A 21,476-nucleotide genomic window follows, 5' to 3' on the forward strand; every position below is an offset into this window, starting at 1 on the left:
CAGCGCAACTGTTTGTTCAGGGATGTTTGCTAAGGGTCGGAAAAGCGCCGGGCGGGAACGCCCGGCAGTACAATCAAAACGCGTATTTCACGCTGATCTTAGCAGTACGCGGTGAACCTGGCATGGTCCAAAGCGCAGAGTAAGAACTGTCGTAGTATTCCTTGTCGAACAGGTTGTCGATATCGGCATTGATTACCACGTTGTCAGACAGGTTAACCGACCCGAATAAGCGAACGGTTGTATAGCTCGGTAAAATGTAGTCCGGATCAATAGTTTCACCCAGACGGTCGCCTACGTAAGTTACACTGGCACCGACTTTTGACTCTTTGCCCGCAATGTCCATAAAGTGCATGGCGGTAACATTCAGCTTGTGTTCCGGGATGTTAATTAAGCGACTGCCAGCCGGAATGTTCACACCCCAATCAACGTTTACCACTTCGTTTGACGTTTCTGCATCTACGAAGGCGTAAGCCAGTGTAAGGGTTGTATCGTCGGCAATCACGGCATTGAGGTCTACTTCAATCCCCTGACTTTCTGCTTCGCCCAGTGCTGCAGAGTAACCGGAGTTCACTGGATCGGCGCTCAGCACATTGGATTTTTCAGCGCGGAACAGCGCCACGGTACCAGTGAGGCTTTCATTGCTATTGGCAAATTTTACGCCTGCCTCATAGGATTTACTTTCTTCTGGCTCAAAAGTCGCGCCGTTGGCGTCGGTGCCTGAGTTCGGACGGAAGCCCTCAGAATAGCTTAAGTACAGGGTATACAGGTTTGACGGTTCGTACACCAGACCAACTCGCGGACTGGTTGCAGTTTGTGATTCACTGGTATAAGCATCCGACAAATAATCAGAAAAATCGCGGGAGAAATCGTCGAAACGCAAGCCTGCGAGTACTTTAAATGATTCAGTCAGGTCAATTTGATCCTGAACGTATAAACCTACGGTAGATTGTTCTTCGCGGCGATCCCATAATGCACCGGTTGCAGGCTGTGCTTCGCCGTATACCGGGTTGATCAGTGATACAGAATAGGTTGTGTCGCCTGTGCCCCAGCCGGTTCTCCAGCGTTGCTGAATTTGATCCAGTTGATAGTCGTAGGCGTCAGCACCAATCAGGATATGGTGCACAATGTCGCCTGTAGACACAGTACCACTTAACTCTACACGGCCGGACAAGTCTTCTGCATCATAGTCGCGGTAACGGCGTTGACGCGAAACGGTTTCGCCATCGGTGTACAGCAATTGGCGGCCCGCAGACAATTCTACTTCGCTGGAGTAGCCTTCAAAAGATGACTCGCGGTAGCTCATACCTACCATCAGGCTCCAATCACTGTTGAGTTGGTGTTGCAGCGTGAGTTGGTGCCCCAGGGCTTCAATATTCATTGGGCCATCGTTTGGCTCGCCATAAAAGGTATCAATAGGTACCACACCAAATTCATAATCGACTACCACAATGCCGCGGTCAAATGGGGCTTCCTGGTCGAGGACTTCCAGTTCGTAAGTTAAGGAAGTGTCGTCAGAAATCTGATAGGTGAGTGATGGTGTAAAGGCCAGTTTGTTGCTTTCCACGGTATCGCGGAAACTGCCAGCGTCTTCGTATGCGCCGTTTACACGGAAAGCCAGATCGCTGTTTATCGCGTTGGTATAGTCACCTTCAAGGCGATAAAGGCTGTATGAACCTACTGTCGCCTGAATGTAACCTTCTTCGGTAAATTGAGGCTTTTTGGTGATAATGTTAATCGTACCGCCGGGTTCGCTACGGCCATAAAGCGCCGAGCCTGGGCCTTTTAGTACTTCAATTGCCTGAACGTTAGAGGTATCGCGGCGACCGCTGAAGCCACGACCAGCACTAAAACCGTTAACTACGTATCCGGAAGGCAGGTTCTCATCGCCGGCAAAGCCGCGAATAGCAAAGCTGTCCCACAATCCACCAAAACTGTTCTGACGGGCAACGCCACTGGCGAAGTCCAGGGCATTTTGCAGGTCGTTTACGCCAACGTCTTTTAGTAATTCAGCACTAACGATGTCAATATTCTGCGGTAAGGATTTCAGTGGTACATCACCACGGTAAGGCTGGCGCTGCTGCACAACCTCAATTTGTTCCATATCTTCCGGGGTTTCCTGCGCAAATACGCTGGTGCTGTTAGCCAGCGCAACAGAAACTGCCGCCGTGAGCGCAGTTTTCATAAAAATTCGGTGCTTCATCATCTTGTGCTATCTCCAAAGGTTCTCAAATCGACGGCAAAAGGGACTATCCTGGTGGCTGGTGTTATTTATTTTGTTGGCCACACTTATGTTGTATTGGTGCTGGATATTCCTTCCACAATCAGTATAAGTGAGTCGGTGCACTGCAAATGCGTCGAAAAAACAGGCTTTGGCAGCGTAAAGTTTCAACGGCGCAGCGGTAGCGGCAGAAAATGCTAAACAACGAATAACGAACCACTCTGCTAGTAAAACGACAGCTATAATGTCATGTTTTGTTATGTTATAACATTTTTATTTCGATGGAAAAGCGAAAAATCATCTGAACCGGATGGTATGAAGGACTGTTAGCAGTGCTTAAATCAATGGTTTTCTGCTCATTATTTAAAGTTATCTATTGTGCTATTGAATGTAGACTTTTGGACAATGGGAAGCCAGAGAAGCCTTAGCTAAGATAGAAACATTACATCTTGTTAACATTCATTGGCAGGTGACAACATGATTTCAGCTAAAACAGTAAATGCAAAGCATGCAGCGGACATGCGGTTAAAAGGCTTTTTAACCGATCCAAATTTATACTGCTTTGTTATCGGAGTGTCGTTGCTTGTGGGCATCGATGTATTGTTTTCAGCGATATAACATTACTTATCTGGCAGCATAGTTGACCCACCACCTCCAGTGTTTTTAAATCGCTGCGTCGCTAGCTTTATTGGCAAGCGACGTTTTACCTGAATACTAGAATTTGTAGGTTACTCCCGCTCTGACAGATCTGGGCTCAATGGGGTGATAGTGATTGTCTTCCACCCCCTCTGACACTTCGTTATTTAAACGGCTGGCATACCAGTAGTCTATGTCGTGATCGCGACTGTTAAGCAAATTCAGCAGGGTTAATTCAGCTTTCCAGTTGTTAATTTCGTAAGCCAGATTGGCGTTTATCACGGTAAATGAGTCAGATTGACGTGACCTGGTGCTGTCTAATGTTCGCTTACCGAAATGGCGTACCCGTAAACCCGTGCGAATGGTGTCAGTGGCCTGCCAGTTGAGTCCTAGGCTGGCAACAAACGGCACACTGCCATCAATATAGTTGCCTTCGCCCTCTTCATTTTCGGTAAAGCGGCCTTGAGTCCAGGCAAGTTCCACATCGGCTGTCAGATTACTGTTAAACCAGTAGTAACCAGAGAATTCAGCGCCCCAGCGTTTCGACGCCCGGCTGGCTTCGGTATTACCCGCATCACCCACAAACACCAGTTCTGAATCATTGCGTAGCTGCCATACCGCAAAAGACGCATTGTAGTAACGGTAGTTTGCCACCCGGATGCCAATCTCACTGCCGACTCCCCGAACCAGTAAATCTACCGGTGTTGCAGGATCAAGGGTAATCGGATCAACACTAATCACTGCACCTCTGGCGTCATTGGAGTGGAAAGATTGACCGGCATTGGCGTAAACCTGCCATGCGTCGTTTATGATATAGCTAACACCGCCCTTAATGCTTACCAGACTATCGTTTTCAGAGCCGCTGTTTGCCGCAAGATCGCTATTTACATCTGCCCACAGGGTGTCGTGTCGCACCCCGATATGTACCGGCAGATTGTCGGTAATGTCTACACTGAGTTCGTAAAACGCTGCCAGGGATTGCTCGTTGATGTTGTCACGGCGCACTGTGCCAATCCGCTGGCGGCTTTCGGTATTGAACAAACCGATATCGCTGATGTCATCCTGCCGGTACTCAACGCCGGCCATATGGTGAGCATGCAGGCTGCCAATTTTATTGGATTGCAAATAGGTTATTGAGCCACCACTTAATATACGCTCATCCAGCTGTTCAAACTGATCACCTTGCTCGGAGTTGCCCAGGTAGTAGGTAAAGTTGGAGAACAAATTCAGCTGGCTTTTAATGCTATAGGCATTCACCACCCATTGGCTGTTTTGCCAGTTCATCGACAAACTGTAACGGGACGAATCGCCGCCCAGGCCAGTATCCAGCGAACCAAATTCGTTAATTAGCCCACTCGCTACTGCGCGGGCCGGAATTTGGTCAGCTGAATTCCAACTGTTGTCGTACCCCATAAAGGTAACGCGCAGCAGGCTGTCATCGTTGCTATGCTGATAGCGAATCAACATGTTCTTTTTATTGATATCTTCGTCGATATCCGTCCAGGGGCCAGCATAACCCTGCCATTCAGCGCCAACGGCCAGATTGCTGTTGTCTTGTGAAAAGTTGGTTGCAGCCACTGCACGCTGATAACCGTATTCACCCAGTTCAAATTTTACAAACGGTTGTTCGAATTTAGATGTCAGCGCGAAGTTGGCACTGCCAGCCAATGAAAAATCCCCCTGAATAGCCCGGTAAGGGCCTTTTTGGTAATCGATACGCTGAATAAATTCCGGGGTGATAAAATTCAGGTCGCTATATCCTTGCCCGTGGCCATGGCTGCGCATGTTTACTGGCATGCCATCAACCAGAATACTGAAATCGGTACCGTGATCCAGGTTAAAGCCGCGAAGAAAGTACTGGTTCGCCTTACCTGAGCCGCTGTGTTGGGTAACTACCATACCGGGCACAAACTCCAGTATCTCACCCGCGCGGGATATGGGCCTGATTTCGATATCGCCATAGCCTATTACCCCTTCTGACGCAGAGATCGAATCTCCAATCAGATCGCTCTGGCGGCCATATACCACTAAGCGTTCGAAGTCCGGGCCATCGGCGAAAACGGCAGGAGAGAAAAGTAAACAAAACGGCAAAGAACTAAGTAAAAATTTCATAAAAGCAGGCAAACGGGAATTAACTAATACAGAGGATACGCGTCATCAGCACTGCTGGACGCAGCAATTGATAAATTAGGGGGTATTTAAACAGGTTTGGCCGTGAATAACACGCAGCGTATCGAGGATACACTGCGTTTAATCTGAATTTACTGTGACAGATGTTGTGCGTGGAATCGCAGGTGCTCTTCAATGAACGAAGCAATGAAGTAATAGCTGTGGTCGTAACCGTCGTGTTGACGAATTACGATGGGGTAGTCCTTTTCAGCAGCTACCGCGGCGAGTGCTGATGGCATGAGCTGTTCTTTTAAGAAACTATCGTCCAGCCCTTGATCCACCATCATCGGCAACGCGTGCTGGCTTTGCTTCATGAGCTCAACCGTGTCGTATTGTTGCCAGGCGCTTTTGTCTTCACCCAAATAGGCGGTAAAGGCTTTTTGCCCCCATGGGCATTGAGTTGGGTGGCAAATAGGACTGAATGCACTGGCTGAGCTGTAACGCTGAGGGTTTTTCAGCGCAATACTTAACGCGCCGTGGCCACCCATGGAATGCCCGCTTATCGCTCGCTGCTGCGTAACAGGGAAGTGGGCTTCAATTAGCGCTGGAAGCTCAGAAACCACGTAGTCATACATGTGATAATGTGCCGACCAGGGCGCTTGTGTGGCATTCACATAAAAACCGGCACCCTGGCCTAAATCATAGCCTTCGTCGTTGGCCACATTTTCTCCGCGCGGCGAGGTATCCGGCGCAACAATGGCTATGCCCAGTTCCGCCGCTATACGCTGAGCACCGGCTTTTTGCATAAAGTTTTCGTCGGTACAGGTGAGTCCCGACAACCAGTATAAAACAGGGACTTTAGCACCACTGCTGCACTGTGGTGGCAGGTAAATGGCAAAACGCATGGTGCAATGTGTGGTTGTTGAAGCGTGTGAGTACTGCTTATGCCACCCACCAAAGCTTTTGTTACTGCTGATGTGATCTATGGTCATGAAATCTAATCCGTGAAAAACGCGTCGCTGCCGGATGTGGGTCAAATTGGTAGCGACGCTCAGTACTAACTGTTGTAGTGAATAACGCTACGGATGCTTTTGCCTTCATGCATCAAATCAAATGCTTCGTTGATTTGCTCAAGCGGCATGGTGTGCGTTATAAAATCATCCAATTCGAACTTGCCAGCCAGATAATCTTCAACAATTTTGGGTAAGTCAGAACGGCCTTTTACACCACCAAACGCAGTGCCGCGCCATACGCGACCGGTAACTAACTGGAACGGACGGGTAGAAATTTCCTGACCCGCGCCCGCAACACCAATAATCACCGACTCGCCCCAGCCCTTGTGGCAGCATTCCAGTGCAGAACGCATCACGTTCACGTTGCCAATACACTCGAACGAGTAGTCCACACCGCCATCGGTAAGTTCTACAATAACCTCCTGAATAGGCTTGTCGTAGTCTTTGGGATTAATGCAGTCGGTGGCACCGAACTTTTTCGCAAGTTCAAACTTATCCGGGTTGAGGTCGATACCGATGATGCGAGAAGCACCTGCCATTTGTGCGCCAATCACGGCTGCCAGACCAATACCGCCCAGGCCAAAAATAGCTACTGTGCTGCCTGCTTCCACTTTGGCGGTGTTTTGCACAGCGCCCATGCCGGTGGTCACGCCACAGCCCAGTAAGCAGATTTTTTCTAATGGCGCGTCTTTGTTAACTTTTGCGACTGCAATTTCGGGTAACACTGTGTACTCAGAGAACGTAGACGTACCCATGTAGTGGAAAATCGGCTTACCGTTTATTGAAAAACGGGTGGTGCCGTCAGGCATCAGGCCCTTGCCCTGAGTGGCACGGATTTTTTGACACAAATTGGTTTTACCTGATTTACAGAATTTACACTCGCCACACTCTGGCGTGTAAAGTGGGATCACGTGATCGCCAACCTGCAACGATGTTACGCCTTCACCTACAGACTCAACTACACCACCACCTTCGTGGCCCAAAATGGCAGGAAATATTCCTTCTGGATCATCACCTGACAGTGTAAATGCGTCGGTATGGCATACACCTGTTGCAAATAACTTCACGCGCACTTCACCGGCTTTCGGTGGTGCTACCTGAACTTCTTCGATCGATAAAGGCTTACCGGCCTCCCAGGCAACGGCGGCTTTACATGTGATCACATCTGACATTCACAAAATTCCTTGATGGTGGATTAACAATTAACGTTAACAAGTGTAGTTGCGTTATTTTAAGTAACAATAGTAGTATTTGGTAAATCACTTTTACTGTTTGGTAATAATGCTGGCATGGCAAACTGGGAAGGCATAAATGAATTTGTTGCTGTGGCTGAGCTGCAAAGCTTTTCTGGCGCGGCAAAACGATTAGGGCTATCTACGGCGCAGGTGTCGCGTCAGGTGGTTAAGCTCGAAAACAGATTGGGCAGTAAATTACTGAATCGCACCACGCGTGTGGTAGCACTTACCGATACCGGCGAGACGTTTTACCGGCACTGCCAGCCGATTCTGGAAGAGTTAAATGCGGCTGAGCGCGTAATCACAGACCTGCAGGCAAAACCGTCGGGTAAATTAGTGATGACCGCACCGGTTACTTATGGCGAGCGCATCATTGCGCCTGTTATCAATGATATTGCAGCTGCGCATCCAGAATTGGAAATACACCTGAACTTAACCAATCAATTGGTTGATTTAATTCATGAAGGATACGACCTGGCGATCCGTTTGGGCTCGTTGGAAGATTCGTCTTATATAGCGCGAAGGCTGAGCAGCCGGGCCTGGCACATGGCTGCATCGCCAGGCTATCTGGCGAAGTATGGTACGCCTCACAGCATATCTGAATTGCCACAGCACCAGTGTATTCTGGGAACATCAGATAACTGGAAGATAGCCCGACAGGGAAAGACCGAGTTAGTGCGTGTAAAAGCGCGTATGCGCTGCAATAGTGGTGTAGCGGTTGTAGACGCCGCCTTAAAAGGTCTGGGTATAGTGCAATTGCCCGATTATTACGTGTCGCCCTATCTGGCGTCGGGTGAACTGGTAGAAGTCATGCCGTCATTTCAGATTGCCGATGAAGGGATATGGGCTATTTATCCTTCCAGTCGGCATCTTTCGCCCAAAGTGCGACTGGTAATTGATGCGCTGGTAGAAGCGTTAAAATAGCGATACTTCAACATCACTCTACCCTTATTTGCAAATAATAATAATTATCATTTGCAAATAAGGGTAGGCTAAGTTACATTGAGCCTGTACGTAGTTCTTAATAGAAGCCTCTTAACTCTACTAGGACTCTTTAGCAGGCTCTCATCCACTAGCCTGCTTTTTTTTGCCTGAAAAACAGTGCTATCACATCTGGATTATTTTGAGGTCGGGTCGTGTCTTTCCAGCCAGCTTCGCAAAATTGCCAGTGTGATCAGTGGTCTGTCTTTGTAAAAACCGTGCGCGCCGCCGGGCACTACGGCCAGTTCTGCGCCGGGGGTAAGGGCAATATAATCCTGCACGGTGTCGATGCGCGCCGAATCGTACTGACCAATCATAAACAAGGTTTTCAGCGGGTCTATTTGAGCCAGTAAATGGGTGGCATCATAGTGCTTTAATACGCCGGTTGAGGAAAACTCACTTGGCCCCCACATGGCGTTGTAGATCACCGGATTAAATCCATTACCCCCAACGTTTTCGTAATAATCCTGTCTGGCCTTGCTAGCCTCACCCGGCGTGTAATAGGCCGAATAGAGCTTGGTATAAGCGGCGTTGCATTCGTCACCTGCAGGTGGCGTGGCAGATTCACACTGGCGTAATGTGTCCTGTACCGATTGAGGTGCAGCTTTAACCAGCAAATTGGCGTCCATTATCCAATGTGGGGTAGAGATAAACGTGCCTCCCAGTACGGTAGAAGCCGTATGTTGAGGATATTTTGCGGTGTATTCAAGCGCCAGCGCTGAGCCCCAGCTATGTCCTACAACATGCCACTTATTGATACCCAGATGTTTGCGAATGGTGTCGATGGCATTTACAAAGCGTTCAACGCGCCAGTTGGCCGGGTCATTGGGTTGTTCAGACTTGCCGCTGTCGAGTTGGTCGTACATGATCACCATGCGCTCGTTGGCCAGTTCAGTCATGCCAGCAAAGCCATTGTGCGTGCCGCCTGGTCCACCGTGAATAAAGATCACCGGCACCGCATGTTGGTGTGCCAGGCCATTAAGCCTTACATACACTTTTCCGCCTTCAACCGGCACCATGAGTTCTTTTTCGGGTTTGGCAAAGGCGGGTGTATTTGCGTGAGTGCTAAACGCTATGCACCCTGCAAGAAGTAAGAACAAATAACGGCTGAAACAATGGCGTATCGATGTGTGCATGGGATGAACCTTAGGAATACGGCAGTAAATGGCATAGCAGTATAAGCATGTTCAGATCACGACACCAGTTGGCGATCCGATCGGCGAACCGATCGGTAAACCAGTCGGTGATCCGATCGGCAAACCAACAGGCAATAATCTGATCTGGTGCAACCCAGCCTTTACAGGCTGATTGGCTAAATGATCGGCTTATTTGGCCAAAACAAGTGCATCACGGGATTTACGTAGTATGCTTTTCAACGGCTAACTATAATACCAATTCGCTTAACGATAGCACTCACAGGTGGCTTGTTAACACTTGTTTATAAACAGGATGTGTTCACAGAAACGCACAAAAAGGAGAAACACAATGGATTTTTTCAGGAAGTCATCGATAGCATCGATTGTCCTGCTGGGCTTATTAGGGTGCAGTTCACCGGACTCCAGTGTCACTATTCAACCTGCGGACGTGGCGGCAGAACCGGCAAAGAAAGTACTCGCCGAGGATCCGTACCTTTGGCTTGAAGAGGTAGAAGGTGAGCAGGCACTTGGCTGGGTAAAAGGCCAGAATAACCGTACGCTTGCGCAATTGCAGGCTAACCCGGTGTACGCAGGTCTGGAAGCGCAGGCCCTTGATATAGTTAACTCATCTGAACGTATTCCCTACGGCAGTATCCGCAACGGAGAGGTATATAACTTTTGGCAGGACGCAACCAACGTGCGCGGCCTGTGGCGCAAAACCTCACTTGAAAGCTACGCTACTGACCAACCGGATTGGGACACTATCGTCGATTTTGACGCCCTGGCCACACTGGAAAACAAAAACTGGGTTTACAAAGGTGCAGATTGCTACACTGCCAAAGACATTGCCAATTACAAATGCCTGGTGAGTTTGTCTGACGGTGGAAAAGACGCTGTTACCGTGCGCGAATTTGATTTGTCCGCAAAGCAGTTTTTAAGCGATGGATTTACGTTGCCAGAAGCCAAATCCGGTGCAGAGTGGGTTGATTACAATACCTTGTTGGTTACTACAAACTGGGATGGCGATGGCTCAACGCTTACCGAATCGGGTTATCCGTCGGTAGTGAAACGCTGGAAACGCGGCACGCCGCTGGAACAGGCCGATACGCTGTTTACAGCGAGCAAGACCGATGTAGGTGCATTCCCATTTACCCTCGATAAAGCAGACGGCAGCAAAGTTGAAGGCGTAGTGGTAGCCCCTACGTTTTTTACCCGAGAGTACTACCTGTTCTCCGGCGCAGACGTTGTTAAGCTCCCGTTGCCAGAACAATCCGACCTGGTTGGTTTATATGAAGAACAGCTGTTCTTTACTGTGAAACAGGACTGGACAGTATCAGTAGACGGTACTGACATCCTGTTTAAATCGGGCAGTTTGTTAGCCATGCCGTTTGTTGTGAGTAGCAGTATTACGCAGGCGACAATACCAGAGGTAGTGTTTGAGCCCAATGACCGTCAGGCTATTGAAGACGTTACCATGACCAAAGGGCAAATCCTGATGACCCTAAGCGATAATGTGGTGGGTAACGTGTTTGCGATCACCAAAGGCAAATCAGGATGGGTATCAACAAAGCTCGACCTGCCCGCCAATGGCACGCTGTCAGTGTCGTTTGCCGATCCTGATGAAGATACCGTGTTTGTGAACTACGAAGGCTTCTTAACACCAGATTCGCTGATGAGCTACTCAGCGTCTACTGGCAAGGTCAGTACGCTGAAAAGTTTGCCCAGCTGGTTTGATACCGATGATTTAGTGGTTGAACAAAAACAGGTTGCGTCTAAAGATGGCACGCTTATCCCGTTCTTTGTTATTCATAAAAAGGGTATCAAACACGACGGAAATACTCCTACCTTGCTCTACGGTTATGGCGGATTTCAGGTGTCGATGCGCCCAAGCTATAACGGCTTGCGCGGTAAACTCTGGCTGGAACGCGGCGGTGCCTTTGTGCTTGCCAATATTCGTGGTGGCGGTGAATTTGGGCCTAAGTGGCATCAGGCCGGTCTGAAAACCCATCGTCAGGTGATTTATGATGACTTTATTGCAGTAGGTGAATGGCTAATCGACCACAAACTCACCTCACCTGAACATCTGGGGATTCAGGGCGGCTCTAACGGCGGTTTACTGATGGGCGTAATGCTTACTCAGCGCCCCGATTTGTGGAACGCGGTAATTGTGCAGGTGCCATTGCTGGATATGCTGCGTTATCACTTACTGCTGGCTGGCGCGAGTTGGGTAGGGGAATATGGTTCTCCTGATGTGCCTGAAGAGCGCGAGTGGTTAGAAGCAATGTCGCCTTATCACAACTTCCACGCAGCAACAGACTACCCGGAGCCCTTCTTTGTTACCTCTACCAAAGACGACCGTGTACATCCAGGGCATGCACGCAAAATGGCAAAACTGTTTGAAGCCGCCGGTAAACCATTCCTGTATTACGAGAATATCGATGGCGGGCACTCTGCGGCGGCAAACCAGCAGGAAACGGCCAGACGCGTAGCGTTAGAGTTTACTTATCTGACTGAAAAGTTAATGACCGAATAAGTTAGGGAAAAAAGACACAAGCCAGCCCAGGCGTTGATATTTACTTAGCGTCTGGGCGATGAACGTCAGATATAAAAAAAACGGCGCGTTAAGCGCCGTTCAATGAGAGAAACACATGGAAACCAGGGAGCTACAACTTATTCGTTTTCGAATAACCGGCTGCCTATTTCAATTTTACGAGGCTTCTTCGCTTCCGGGATCACTCTTTCCAGATCGACATGCAGTAAGCCATTTTCCAAATCTGCACTGAGTACTTTTACGTGGTCGCCCAACTGGAACTTGCGTTCAAAGTTGCGCTCAGATATGCCTTTATGCAGGAATTTACGTTCCTGAGCGTCTTTGGCATCAACTGTTTTAGTACTGTTGATCACCAGGGTGTTATGTTCCACCACAATGTTGATGTCATCTTTACTAAAACCGGCAATGGCCATAGTAATTCGGTATTTGTCTTCCGCCAGTAATTCAATGTTGTAAGGCGGGTAGGTGCTTTGCTTTTCAGCGCGGCTGGCAGCATCAACTAATGATGCAAGGTGGTCTGAACCAATAAAAGAACGGTAAAGTGGAGATAGATCGATAGTACGCATAGTCATATCCTTGTATAAAGCAATATGTAAAAAGTGATGCCCCGAATTCGGCGGCGGTTATTTCGGCCTTACTGTTAAGCACCGACAACTCATATATGTGACCGCCCAATCGCTTTTCAAGTAAAAAAATTAATTTTTTTTCGATAAGCGTAACAATAGCCGCGAGTAACACACATTCACATGCCAACAAATTACCTGATAAGCTAGCGTCTGTTGGCCGCGGAACTAAGCCGTATCACGGAAATACGAACGCAGGCAGTAATCGTATTCACATTCCCGCATTTTACACATTAAAAAAGAGATTTTTATGGTAGCAGTAACTTCCCGTCCTTTACGCGTGCTATGGCTTGGCGTAATGATACTTGTGATATCGGCATGTCAAACAACGCCACCACCCGCCTTTGGCCCTCAATTTGCGCAGCACAATGAAGGCTTTACTGCGGTAGTGGTTGCCTATGCGCCTGAGATGGAGGGGATTCTGGGGCGTATTGAAGCCGATCCAAATGCCAGTATTACCTCTACGGTTACTTACAAAGGTGTGAAGTATCGCTTGGGTAAATATCACGACCAGCCTATTTTAGTGTTTGCCACAGGCATGAGTATTGCGAATGCGTCGATGACCATGCAAATGGCATTAGACTATTTCCCGGTGAAGCAAGTGGTATATATGGGCATTGCGGGCGCAGTGAATCCCGCCTGGCAACCGGGCGACGTGATTGTGCCAGCGCGTTGGTATTATCACGATGAAAGCGTGTATGCGAATCCGGATCCGGCTAATCCCGGCCAGTCGGTATTGCCTGAGTACTACGCGAAGTTTATGCAGGAACAACCTGCGCGCAAAGCTGCCGACCCTCACTACCCCAACTACAAACCGTTTGCGTTTATTCATCCCGACGAAGTGCTGATCATTAAAGAGGGTATGGAAAAACCGGTTGATACCGCTTATTTTTCTGCCAGTAACCGGCTGCTATCGGCGGCAGAAAAGGCAATGAATGCCATGCCCGCGCAAATGATTCTGGACCAGCGCGAAGCCAAATTACATGTTGGCGGAAATGGTGTTACCGGCTCGGTATTTATGGACAACCGTGAATACCGCAAGTGGACCCGCGATGTATTTGAGGCGGAAGTCACTGAGATGGAATCAGCAGCGATTGGTCAGGTATGCACGGTAAACGACGTGGACTGGGTAATTATTCGTGCAATCAGCGATTTGGCCGGTGGCCAGGAAGGTGTGAATGTGGAGCATATCTACGACAAAGAAGTGTCTCGCGTAGGCGCTAACGTGCTGTTTGCCGTAATGGATGAATTGGCAAAGGCTGAGTAATGGTGATTCGATGTCGACAGCGGGCGGTTGCTTTACTCAAAGACACTGTCATTGTCGTACTCTTGGTTGGTTTGGCATTATCAGCGGTAGCCTATGCCGAGCCGCGAAAACAGGAGCTTGCGCGCAACTATGCCACGTTAGTTGGGCGCCTGGCTCTCACTGAGTCCTTGTTTGAGCGCATGTCTGAGCACTGCCATTTGGCGCTGAACTTTACCTCTCAACAAGATTCGTCTATCGACTATCATCTGCGTATGCATACGGGCATGACCTTTCAGCAATGGCAGCAACAATTCGGCGATCCCGAGCAGGCTAACGCCATGGTAGCAGACGTTTTGAACAACACGCTTAGAGACATTGGCGAATGTGAACAAAACGGTGTTCAGCAATGGTTTTCGGGGATGCAACAAAATCTGGTTGGTCCCGCCATAGAGGCGCTCACTGCATTGCCCACTATTATGGGATTACACGCTCGCGGAGTGAGTGAGCAGGAAGCACTGGCTCATTTTCGTTCAAAAGTATTGGCGTATAAAACATTAAGCGCTGCCGAAATCATTGGACTTGCAAAAGCCTTAAACACTGGCGGCTACCATTATGCACAGCTGGTATTTTTACCTACCATTGGGATTAACCACGAGAAAGCGGTAGAGCTGTTCGAATTTGCCTATCAGCAGGAGCCAAGTGCCGATAATCTTTACGCATTGGCTCAAGGTAAAGCGCACACTGATAGAAAAGCCAGTGTAATAATGTACAAGCAAGCCGCCGAAGCGGGATTATTTGAAGCGCAGCGCTGGTACGGTAACTACCAGGGGTGTCAGGGAAATAAACCCGATGCCCTGTTCTGGCTTCAAAAAGCCAAGGAAACCAACCCTGAACAAGCTGATTTCATTGAAGACTTCATTGTAGAGATTAATGAATTAGGCGAGCCAACCAATTGCCTCGACGGTTGGGTTTATTAACAGGAAATACGTATGTCTGAGCAATTTTATTCTTATCTTGTAGAGAATGGACATGGTCTTCCCCATGACCCGTTTAAAGCTATCATTGCACCGCGTCCTATTGGTTGGATAGCATCTAAGAGCCTAGATGGTGTTATGAACCTGGCGCCTTACAGTTTTTTCAATGCCTTCAATAACACGCCGCCGATTATAGGTTTTGCCAGCGTTGGCTACAAAGACAGCGTGAAAAACATAGAAGATACCGGTGAATTCTGCTGGAGCATGGCCACAAAGCCGCTGGCCGACGCGATGAACCGTACCAGTCAGCCAGTAAGTGCCGACGTGAGTGAGTTTGAATTGGCAGGACTTGATGCTGGTTCACCAACACAGGTTAATGTGCCCTTCGTGGCTGCCAGTCCGGTGTCGATGGAGTGCCGGTTAACGCAGATAGTACAGCTCAACAATACCGAAAAACAGCCGTTGGATACCTGGGTGGTGTTCGGGCAGGTGGTGGCAGTTCACATTGCTCATACCTATTTAAACGAAGGCGTTTTCCAACTGGTAGACGCGCAGCCCATCATGCGCGCGGGTGGACCGGGTGATTACTTTACCATTAGCGCTGATAACGGCTTTTTTATGGGACGTCCGGCGTAGTGTCTGCCTGCCCGTTGGGGACACACAGCTGATCCCGGCCGTTGCGCTTGGCTTTATATAATAACTCGTCAGCCTGATTGATCAGGGTTATTACTTCTGTTTGCCTGTTGGCCTGCACAGCGCCCATGCTGAAGGTAATATTGAGAGTTTGCGTGCCAATATCGACTTCGGCAACCGCTTTGCGCAAGCGTTCAAACAGCCCCTGAACGGCTGATATTTCTGTGGCGGGTAACACAAACAACCATTCTTCGCCGCCCCAACGTCCCACTGCATCATGCTGACGGATCAGCAATTTGGCCCGTTCTGCAAAGGTAGTCAGTACAATATCCCCGGCGTCATGGCCATAGGTATCGTTTACCGATTTAAAATGGTCAATATCGGCCAGTGCCAGCACGAATGGCTTATTGTTATGCAGAAACTCTTTGCGAACCTGCCCGGCATAATCCTGCACTGCCCGGCGGTTTAAAACCTGAGTGAGTCCATCGGTGTTAGCCAGATGCTCAAAGCGCTTGGCGTCTTTGTACTTGCGCACAAACAGTAAAATCACCATTGCCAGGCACAACAACGAGCATACTAAAGCCAATAAATAGATGAGCTGTTGCTGTGATTGCTTTTCTACTTTCAAACTTTGTAATTCAGACTCCTGGCGTGCCGCTTCCAGGGCTTTGGCCTGCTCGATTAATTGAAAACTGGCATATTCCCGCGCCAGTGCTTTGTTGCGGGTAACAACCTGGTTTAGCGTTTGTGCTTTCTCATAATAGCCAGTCGATGCCTGCCAGTCGTTACGCGCTTGTGCGCGATTGGCATTCATGGTGGTTAAGCTGAGTTTATCAGCGCTGGAGAGCATCCCTTCTGGCAACGCGTTTAACTGCTGGATCGCGGCTTCGCTGCTATTGTCTGAACCATGTTGGGCCTGGTACAGCCACACCGCTGTTTGCAACGTTGTTTGTCCAACCTGTTTCGCCAAATTTTGTGCCTGAGTAAAGTAAGCCGCAGCCAACTGGGGTTGATTGTCTTCTTCTGCCTGTTTACCTAACACCAGAGCAACCCTCGCCTGTAATGGTAGGCTAACAGATTGCACAGTATTGCTGCGTAGCACGCTGAGTACATCGGATAGCTGCGTTTCATCACGCGGAGCATGCCAAAGATTGATGGCCGACTGAATGGCAATGGCTGGTACCGAATGATTTAACAAGGGCGTGAGCAAATCACGCACAGACTGGAAAAAGCCAATTTTGGCATGAATATCGGCCACCGCAATTTGCGCAAAAGCCAGGGATTCGCCAGACATGTTGGGCAGAATTTCGCTGGTAAGCAGGTGTGTGAGCGCCAGCGCTTGTTTTACGTCGTCGGTGTGCAGCGAGTATTGCGCAAGCAGTTGTGTGTAAAGTGCCAACTGGTCGAGATTTTGGTTGAGTGAAAGCTGACTGAGTAAACGTTCTGCAGATGCTACCGGATCCGGGCGGGAGAAATCCTGAAGGTACAAATAAATGTCAATGGCGTCATTTAGTTGGGAAGGTGTGGTGTTGGCCGGGTCATCACAGGCGCGAGCGCTAATACTTTCTTGCAGCAACGGTATATCGTGCTCATTAATCGCCCGGTTTACGGTAATTTCCGACAGCGGCAGGGCATGCTCGCAGCGGGTTTGCGCAGACAACCCCGCACTGAACAATAGGGTAACTACACACAAACACGATGTTATTACCGCATTCACCAACACCTTACTTTCCTTTTTAGTAAATTATCGGATGGTTCTGATCACCCGAATCGTTGCCGTTGCCAGCTTCACTTCTAATAAAAACAATAACAGCGCGCAAATCAATAGTAGCATGGCTAAAATAAACAACGTGATCACCAGCAGATTTAATTTGATTTGCCACAATTCCCCGGCAAATAAACTCATGATCACGCTGCACACCATAAAAGCCGACGCGGTACAAAATCCAATTGCCCAGTTAATTAATCTTACCCTGCGCCACAACAAAATAATCTCGGTTTTGAGCCGGCTGCTTTCCTGCTCAGCGGTCAGTTTAACAATGTCTTTTTCTGCCGCGCGAACCCTATCGGTGATTCGGCCCAATCGCCCGGACATCACGTTAAGGAAGCCGGCAATACCAGCCAGTAAAAACACGGGTGCAACGGCAATTTCTATTAGGGTAGACAGAGAAGGAATCAGTGTTTCCATGGTTTTCAGGCTGGCCGTAGTTAATAAAACAGTGGAATTATGGCAATAGTGTAGCGTGATTCAATAGCAGAATCAGTATCTTATAGCCTATTGAAGTAAGATATTGCTTTTAATCATAACTGATATTGCGAGATCAAATAAAAATGATTCTCATTTATGTTCAATTTACGTATGTTTACATTTATACTCTGCGCGCAAAATCGGACACAAGGAACATACAATGACACATAAAAAACACCCACAGGGACTGGCACTGTCTCTGGGCGCTACCTCTATTGCTGCCGCGTTGGCTATCGGAAGTTCTGCTGTGTATGCACAGGAAAATGAAACCTGTGACAACACTTCTTCTGCAGAATGTGCGGCACAAAGTTCTGATGAAGCCATTGAGCTGATTAAAATTCACGGCATTCGCCATTCAATTTATCGCGTGAATAAATCAGGTGATCCTCGTCGTCTTGCTGATCTGGTAGACACTCCGCAAACCATCAGCGTATTAACCCAGGATCAAATTCAGGAATCAGGTAAAACGGATCTGCAGGAAATTCTTGCGGCTCAATCGGGTGTAACACTGGGTACCGGTGAAAACGGCAACGCGTTTGGCGACCGTTATATTATTCGTGGCCACGAAGCGCGCAGTGACGTGTTTGTCGACGGTTTGCGCGACCCGGGTATGACTACCCGCGAGAGCTTTGCTACGGAACGTGTAGAAATTACTAAAGGCCCAAGCTCAACCTTCGCTGGCCGCGGTTCATCAGGTGGTGCGGTAAACAGCATTACTAAAAAAGCCTCTACATCGTATAACTTTGGACGGGTAGATTTGAGTGCGGGTTCTGACGATTATTTCCGTGTAACCGCCGACTATAACGCTACCCTCACCGACAATGCAGCCGTGCGTATTAATGCGTTAACTGCCGACGAAACCAAACCAGGTCGTGATCGCATTGAGCGTGAGCGTGATGGTTTGCAACTGTCTGGTGTGTACGAAGCCACTGACGCATTATCGTTCATTGCCGACGTATACTACCTCGATGCCAAAGATCGCCCGGATTTAGGCAGCTACTTCGATCGCGATGCCCGTCAGCCAATTCGCGACATCGTGGTTTATGCCCAGGACGAAGACTTCCTGGAATCAGAAGTAAATACCTTCACGTTAAGAACCAACTATTGGATCACAGACGAAGTGCGTCTTTACAATGCGACGCGTACCGGCAAAACCGAGAACGGTTATATTACTACCGGTGCACGCGGCACCAATCGCGACGCATCTGATCCCGTGGCACCCGGTGCGGCAACCATAACGCTGAGTACTCACCAGGGCTGGCAGGAAGTAGATTACTTCACCACGCAATTTAACCTGTTTGTGAATCCGGTTGTGCTGGGTCAGACTCATCAGCTGGTATTTGGTTTGGAATATACCGACGAATCAGTAGATAACGGTGTGTACTCCATTGCCTACGGCAACGAGGGTAACTGTATGGTGAGCGGCCGCGGAGGTGTATCACAGGGTTACTGTGCGCTCGACGGTGACGGTAATGCAGTAGCGAATGTGGGCGGTTTAATGAACCGCAGCTTCACTAAAGACAGCACTGACGCACTGTTCGACATCGAAACCGTATCGGTATACATCATGGATACCGTTAAAGTGGCTGAAAACGTGGATGTATTTTTCGGTATTCGTCAGGATAGCTTTGATTATTCAAATGATACCACCAGCCGCAGTGGCGACCTGCTGTATCAATTCTCTGATAGCATGTACAACGGCCACCTTGGCGTAGTGTATGAAGTTGCTGAAAACGGCAACCTGTATGCCACCTATAGCACCGCAACCAATATTAACGGTGGCGAATCAGACTTAGGCGCAAACTGCGGCTACGGTGGTTTGTGTGGTGATCCTACTCAGGCAGCCGAAGCGGATCCTGAAACCGTTGAAAACATCGAACTGGGTACCAAGTGGATGGTATTCGACGAGCAGTTAATGGCAACGGCGGCTATTTTCCGCATGACCAAAGGCGACGTAATGGAAAGTGTGGGCGACAGCTACTCCACACTGGGCACCCTGAATACCGGTAAGAACCGCGTACAAGGTGCAGAATTTGGCTTGAGTGGCGACATTATTGAAGGCTTGAGTGTACAGGCATCTGCGTCGTTAATGAGTTCAAAAGTACTGGAATCATACTCTGAGAGCAACGTGGGTCTGGCGCTGAGTAACTTTGCCGATCGCAGCTATTACGTGCAACTTCGCTATCAGCCGAACGAAACGTTCGCCTTTGGTGGTGACTACAGCTACCAAAGCGAAATGTACGGCGGCCAGCCAGATACTGCAGCGGGCTATGATGCCGATGCAGGCCAGTACAGCATCGTAGTACCGTCTTATGCAGTGGTTAACTTGTTTGCCAACTACTACGTAAACGAAAAGCTGACTGTGCGTGTGAACATTGGCAACGCGTTTGACGAAGAATACTGGACTGCCGCATACCGTTCAGGCTCGTTTATGTACTTAGGCGATGGACGTAACTTCCGCGCCACCATAAACTACGAGTTCTAAGCGAACGGAGTAAAAACGGCATGGTTGTTATTGAAAATATGTTATCTGCTGAGGAAGTGGCTTTGTACCGGCAGGTGCTCAAAGAGCTTCCCTGGCAGGATGGCAAGTCTACCGCCATGGGTATGGCTGCCAGCGTAAAGCAAAACAACCAGGCCGATCCTACCGACAAACGGGTAAAGCAACTCAGCAATGAAGTGCTTGCCCGTATCGGCAGCACACCTAAACTCGTGTCTGCGGCGCTGCCGCAGCGCATTTTCCCTCCGGTATTCAACCGTTATCAGCAATCAGAAACCTACGGCTTTCACGTTGATGCTGCAGTAATGCGGATCCCTAATTCGCCTGATGTACTGCGTAGTGACGTGTCAATGACCTTGTTCTTCAGTGATCCCGACGAATACGAGGGCGGTGAACTGGTGGTTGCCACCGAATTTGGCGAGCAAAAAGTGAAATTGCCTGCCGGTTCTGCTGTAGTGTATCCGTCGAGCAGCCTGCATAAAGTTACCGCAGTAACCAAAGGCGAGCGCCTGGCGGCTATCACCTGGATGCAAAGCATGGTAGCGGATATCAGCCTGCGCAAAACCCTGTTCGACCTTGACCAAACCATTCAAATGCTGATCGCGAAACAACAAACCGACCGCGAAGAACTCGATAACCTTCACAACGTGTATCACAACCTGATTCGTCAGTTTGCGTCTGTGTAGTGGTTTGCTGTTATGCGAGAGTAATAACGACAGCTACCAACTAGTGATGACCATAAACGGACAAAGTGGCAAGGTTCACTGAAAGGATTCGTTGATAGTAGACAAAAAATAAACAAGGCCTGCAGTACAAGTAACAGCCTGCAAACTATTTGGGTATCAGGGGCATTTTACAAAAATGTAAACTGTGCGCGTAGTCCGAATACCAGGGCATTTTCTCGTTGTTTTAAATTGCCTGGATTGATGATGTACTGAATATCAGGCTGCAGGATAATTTGTTCGCCAATTGTGGCTTGGTAGGTCATCTCAATGTTGGTTTCACTGGTGGCGGACAAACCATCATAAATTTGTCCGTAGGTGCTGGTACGGGCATTGGCGATGGCAATTCCAAGCTGATCATCGGGACGCCGTGAGCTAAATTCACTCAGTGTAACACCCAGCCCCCAATAACTACCTAGCGCGTTAACGTGGGAGTCGGTGACTCCAAACCGAACAAAGCTGTTCAGTTTTGCTGCAGAATCATTAAGTTGATATTGATTACTGACTAATTGCATATTCCGGCCGGATCTGAACAGCGATTCCGGAAACACTTGAACACTTATTCTGGAATTATTTGAACACTGATTCCGGATTTATTTAGTACAGTTTTGGGCTAATTTCCGGAATCGGTGTTCAAGTACACCGGAATCA

At 48.8% G+C, this 21,476-nt stretch carries 16 protein-coding genes; 7 read left to right on the forward strand and 9 right to left on the reverse strand.

Features of this window, described 5'->3' with window-relative positions:
• Positions 1–73 precede the first annotated feature (73 nt).
• The 4 genes from ACLR2L_RS06475 to ACLR2L_RS06490 all read right to left on the reverse strand — a co-directional run bounded on the left by ACLR2L_RS06475 (position 74) and on the right by ACLR2L_RS06490 (position 7,148).
• Positions 74–2,182, reverse strand: a complete 2,109-nt coding sequence (locus ACLR2L_RS06475; RefSeq protein ID WP_413366698.1) for a TonB-dependent siderophore receptor — start codon at positions 2,180–2,182, stop codon at positions 74–76.
• Positions 2,183–2,932: 750 nt separating this feature from the next.
• A complete protein-coding gene (locus ACLR2L_RS06480; protein WP_413366700.1) occupies positions 2,933–4,966 on the reverse strand; it encodes a TonB-dependent receptor in 2,034 nt (677 codons plus the stop codon).
• A gap of 149 nt (positions 4,967–5,115) precedes the next feature.
• A complete protein-coding gene (gene fghA / locus ACLR2L_RS06485; RefSeq protein WP_413366702.1) occupies positions 5,116–5,955 on the reverse strand; it encodes an S-formylglutathione hydrolase in 840 nt (279 codons plus the stop codon).
• 65 nt (positions 5,956–6,020) lie between these two features.
• Complete coding sequence (locus ACLR2L_RS06490) at positions 6,021–7,148, reverse strand: S-(hydroxymethyl)glutathione dehydrogenase/class III alcohol dehydrogenase (RefSeq protein ID WP_140957637.1); 1,128 nt, start codon at positions 7,146–7,148, stop codon at positions 6,021–6,023.
• Between the two features lie 117 nt (positions 7,149–7,265).
• On the opposite strand from ACLR2L_RS06490, the gene ACLR2L_RS06495 reads away from it, so the two are divergent.
• Positions 7,266–8,135, forward strand: a complete 870-nt coding sequence (locus tag ACLR2L_RS06495; protein ID WP_140957635.1) for a LysR substrate-binding domain-containing protein — start codon at positions 7,266–7,268, stop codon at positions 8,133–8,135.
• Positions 8,136–8,329: 194 nt separating this feature from the next.
• Here ACLR2L_RS06495 and ACLR2L_RS06500 read toward each other — a convergent pair whose 3' ends face one another.
• A complete protein-coding gene (locus ACLR2L_RS06500; protein WP_413366705.1) occupies positions 8,330–9,328 on the reverse strand; it encodes a proline iminopeptidase-family hydrolase in 999 nt (332 codons plus the stop codon).
• A gap of 349 nt (positions 9,329–9,677) precedes the next feature.
• On the opposite strand from ACLR2L_RS06500, the gene ACLR2L_RS06505 reads away from it, so the two are divergent.
• A complete protein-coding gene (locus ACLR2L_RS06505; RefSeq protein ID WP_413366707.1) occupies positions 9,678–11,861 on the forward strand; it encodes a prolyl oligopeptidase family serine peptidase in 2,184 nt (727 codons plus the stop codon).
• 137 nt (positions 11,862–11,998) lie between these two features.
• Here the strand turns inward: ACLR2L_RS06505 and ACLR2L_RS06510 are convergent, their stop codons facing one another.
• Positions 11,999–12,445 carry an Hsp20 family protein gene (locus tag ACLR2L_RS06510; protein WP_140957630.1) on the reverse strand — a complete coding sequence of 149 codons (447 nt, stop codon included), beginning with the start codon at positions 12,443–12,445 and terminating at the stop codon, positions 11,999–12,001.
• A 307-nt stretch (positions 12,446–12,752) separates the two neighbouring features.
• On the opposite strand from ACLR2L_RS06510, the gene ACLR2L_RS06515 reads away from it, so the two are divergent.
• The 3 genes from ACLR2L_RS06515 to ACLR2L_RS06525 are packed head-to-tail and all read left to right on the forward strand — an operon-like array spanning position 12,753 to position 15,358.
• Positions 12,753–13,769, forward strand: a complete 1,017-nt coding sequence (locus tag ACLR2L_RS06515) for a purine phosphorylase (RefSeq protein WP_413366709.1) — start codon at positions 12,753–12,755, stop codon at positions 13,767–13,769.
• Positions 13,769–14,725, forward strand: a complete 957-nt coding sequence (locus ACLR2L_RS06520; RefSeq protein WP_413366711.1) for a hypothetical protein — start codon at positions 13,769–13,771, stop codon at positions 14,723–14,725. The genes ACLR2L_RS06515 and ACLR2L_RS06520 overlap by 1 nt, the downstream gene beginning before the upstream one ends.
• A gap of 12 nt (positions 14,726–14,737) precedes the next feature.
• Positions 14,738–15,358, forward strand: coding sequence for a flavin reductase family protein (locus ACLR2L_RS06525; RefSeq protein ID WP_413366714.1), 621 nt, complete (start codon positions 14,738–14,740; stop codon positions 15,356–15,358).
• Here ACLR2L_RS06525 and ACLR2L_RS06530 read toward each other — a convergent pair.
• Together ACLR2L_RS06530 and ACLR2L_RS06535 are read right to left on the reverse strand one after the other, a co-directional pair.
• Positions 15,339–17,078 carry a GGDEF domain-containing protein gene (locus ACLR2L_RS06530; RefSeq protein WP_413366716.1) on the reverse strand — a complete coding sequence of 580 codons (1,740 nt, stop codon included), beginning with the start codon at positions 17,076–17,078 and terminating at the stop codon, positions 15,339–15,341. The genes ACLR2L_RS06525 and ACLR2L_RS06530 overlap by 20 nt on opposite strands.
• Positions 17,079–17,099: 21 nt before the next feature.
• On the reverse strand, positions 17,100–17,543 hold the full coding sequence (locus ACLR2L_RS06535) for a DUF2721 domain-containing protein (RefSeq protein ID WP_140957622.1): 444 nt from the start codon (positions 17,541–17,543) through the stop codon (positions 17,100–17,102).
• A gap of 220 nt (positions 17,544–17,763) precedes the next feature.
• Here ACLR2L_RS06535 and ACLR2L_RS06540 point away from each other — a divergent pair, with 220 nt between their 5' ends.
• Both ACLR2L_RS06540 and ACLR2L_RS06545 read left to right on the forward strand, forming a co-directional pair.
• On the forward strand, positions 17,764–20,088 hold the full coding sequence (locus tag ACLR2L_RS06540; RefSeq protein WP_413366718.1) for a TonB-dependent receptor: 2,325 nt from the start codon (positions 17,764–17,766) through the stop codon (positions 20,086–20,088).
• Positions 20,089–20,108: 20 nt separating this feature from the next.
• Positions 20,109–20,789, forward strand: coding sequence for a Fe2+-dependent dioxygenase (locus ACLR2L_RS06545; protein ID WP_413366720.1), 681 nt, complete (start codon positions 20,109–20,111; stop codon positions 20,787–20,789).
• A 167-nt stretch (positions 20,790–20,956) separates the two neighbouring features.
• Here the strand turns inward: ACLR2L_RS06545 and ACLR2L_RS06550 are convergent, their stop codons facing one another.
• Entirely contained in the window at positions 20,957–21,340 is a 384-nt protein-coding gene (locus tag ACLR2L_RS06550; RefSeq protein ID WP_413366722.1) for a carbohydrate porin, read from the reverse strand.
• Positions 21,341–21,476 lie beyond the last annotated feature (136 nt).

It is taken from the genome of Alteromonas sp. AMM-1, from assembly GCF_047290655.1.
GTDB classification, from domain to species: Bacteria; Pseudomonadota; Gammaproteobacteria; order Enterobacterales; family Alteromonadaceae; genus Alteromonas; species Alteromonas mangrovi.

Excerpts from the sequence above, each read along its gene's own strand:
- fghA (WP_413366702.1), bottom strand. The coding sequence starts at position 5,955 with ATGACCATAGATCACATCAGCAGTAACAAAAGCTTTGGTGGGTGGCAT.
- ACLR2L_RS06525 (WP_413366714.1), top strand. The coding sequence starts at position 14,738 with ATGTCTGAGCAATTTTATTCTTATCTTGTAGAGAATGGACATGGTCTT.
- ACLR2L_RS06520 (WP_413366711.1), top strand. The coding sequence starts at position 13,769 with ATGGTGATTCGATGTCGACAGCGGGCGGTTGCTTTACTCAAAGACACT.
- ACLR2L_RS06510 (WP_140957630.1), bottom strand. The coding sequence starts at position 12,445 with ATGCGTACTATCGATCTATCTCCACTTTACCGTTCTTTTATTGGTTCA.
- ACLR2L_RS06480 (WP_413366700.1), bottom strand. The coding sequence starts at position 4,966 with ATGAAATTTTTACTTAGTTCTTTGCCGTTTTGTTTACTTTTCTCTCCT.
- ACLR2L_RS06545 (WP_413366720.1), top strand. The coding sequence starts at position 20,109 with ATGGTTGTTATTGAAAATATGTTATCTGCTGAGGAAGTGGCTTTGTAC.
- ACLR2L_RS06515 (WP_413366709.1), top strand. The coding sequence starts at position 12,753 with ATGGTAGCAGTAACTTCCCGTCCTTTACGCGTGCTATGGCTTGGCGTA.
- ACLR2L_RS06540 (WP_413366718.1), top strand. The coding sequence starts at position 17,764 with ATGACACATAAAAAACACCCACAGGGACTGGCACTGTCTCTGGGCGCT.
- ACLR2L_RS06500 (WP_413366705.1), bottom strand. The coding sequence starts at position 9,328 with ATGCACACATCGATACGCCATTGTTTCAGCCGTTATTTGTTCTTACTT.
- ACLR2L_RS06490 (WP_140957637.1), bottom strand. The coding sequence starts at position 7,148 with ATGTCAGATGTGATCACATGTAAAGCCGCCGTTGCCTGGGAGGCCGGT.
- ACLR2L_RS06495 (WP_140957635.1), top strand. The coding sequence starts at position 7,266 with ATGGCAAACTGGGAAGGCATAAATGAATTTGTTGCTGTGGCTGAGCTG.
- ACLR2L_RS06550 (WP_413366722.1), bottom strand. The coding sequence starts at position 21,340 with ATGCAATTAGTCAGTAATCAATATCAACTTAATGATTCTGCAGCAAAA.
- ACLR2L_RS06475 (WP_413366698.1), bottom strand. The coding sequence starts at position 2,182 with ATGAAAACTGCGCTCACGGCGGCAGTTTCTGTTGCGCTGGCTAACAGC.
- ACLR2L_RS06505 (WP_413366707.1), top strand. The coding sequence starts at position 9,678 with ATGGATTTTTTCAGGAAGTCATCGATAGCATCGATTGTCCTGCTGGGC.
- ACLR2L_RS06535 (WP_140957622.1), bottom strand. The coding sequence starts at position 17,543 with ATGGAAACACTGATTCCTTCTCTGTCTACCCTAATAGAAATTGCCGTT.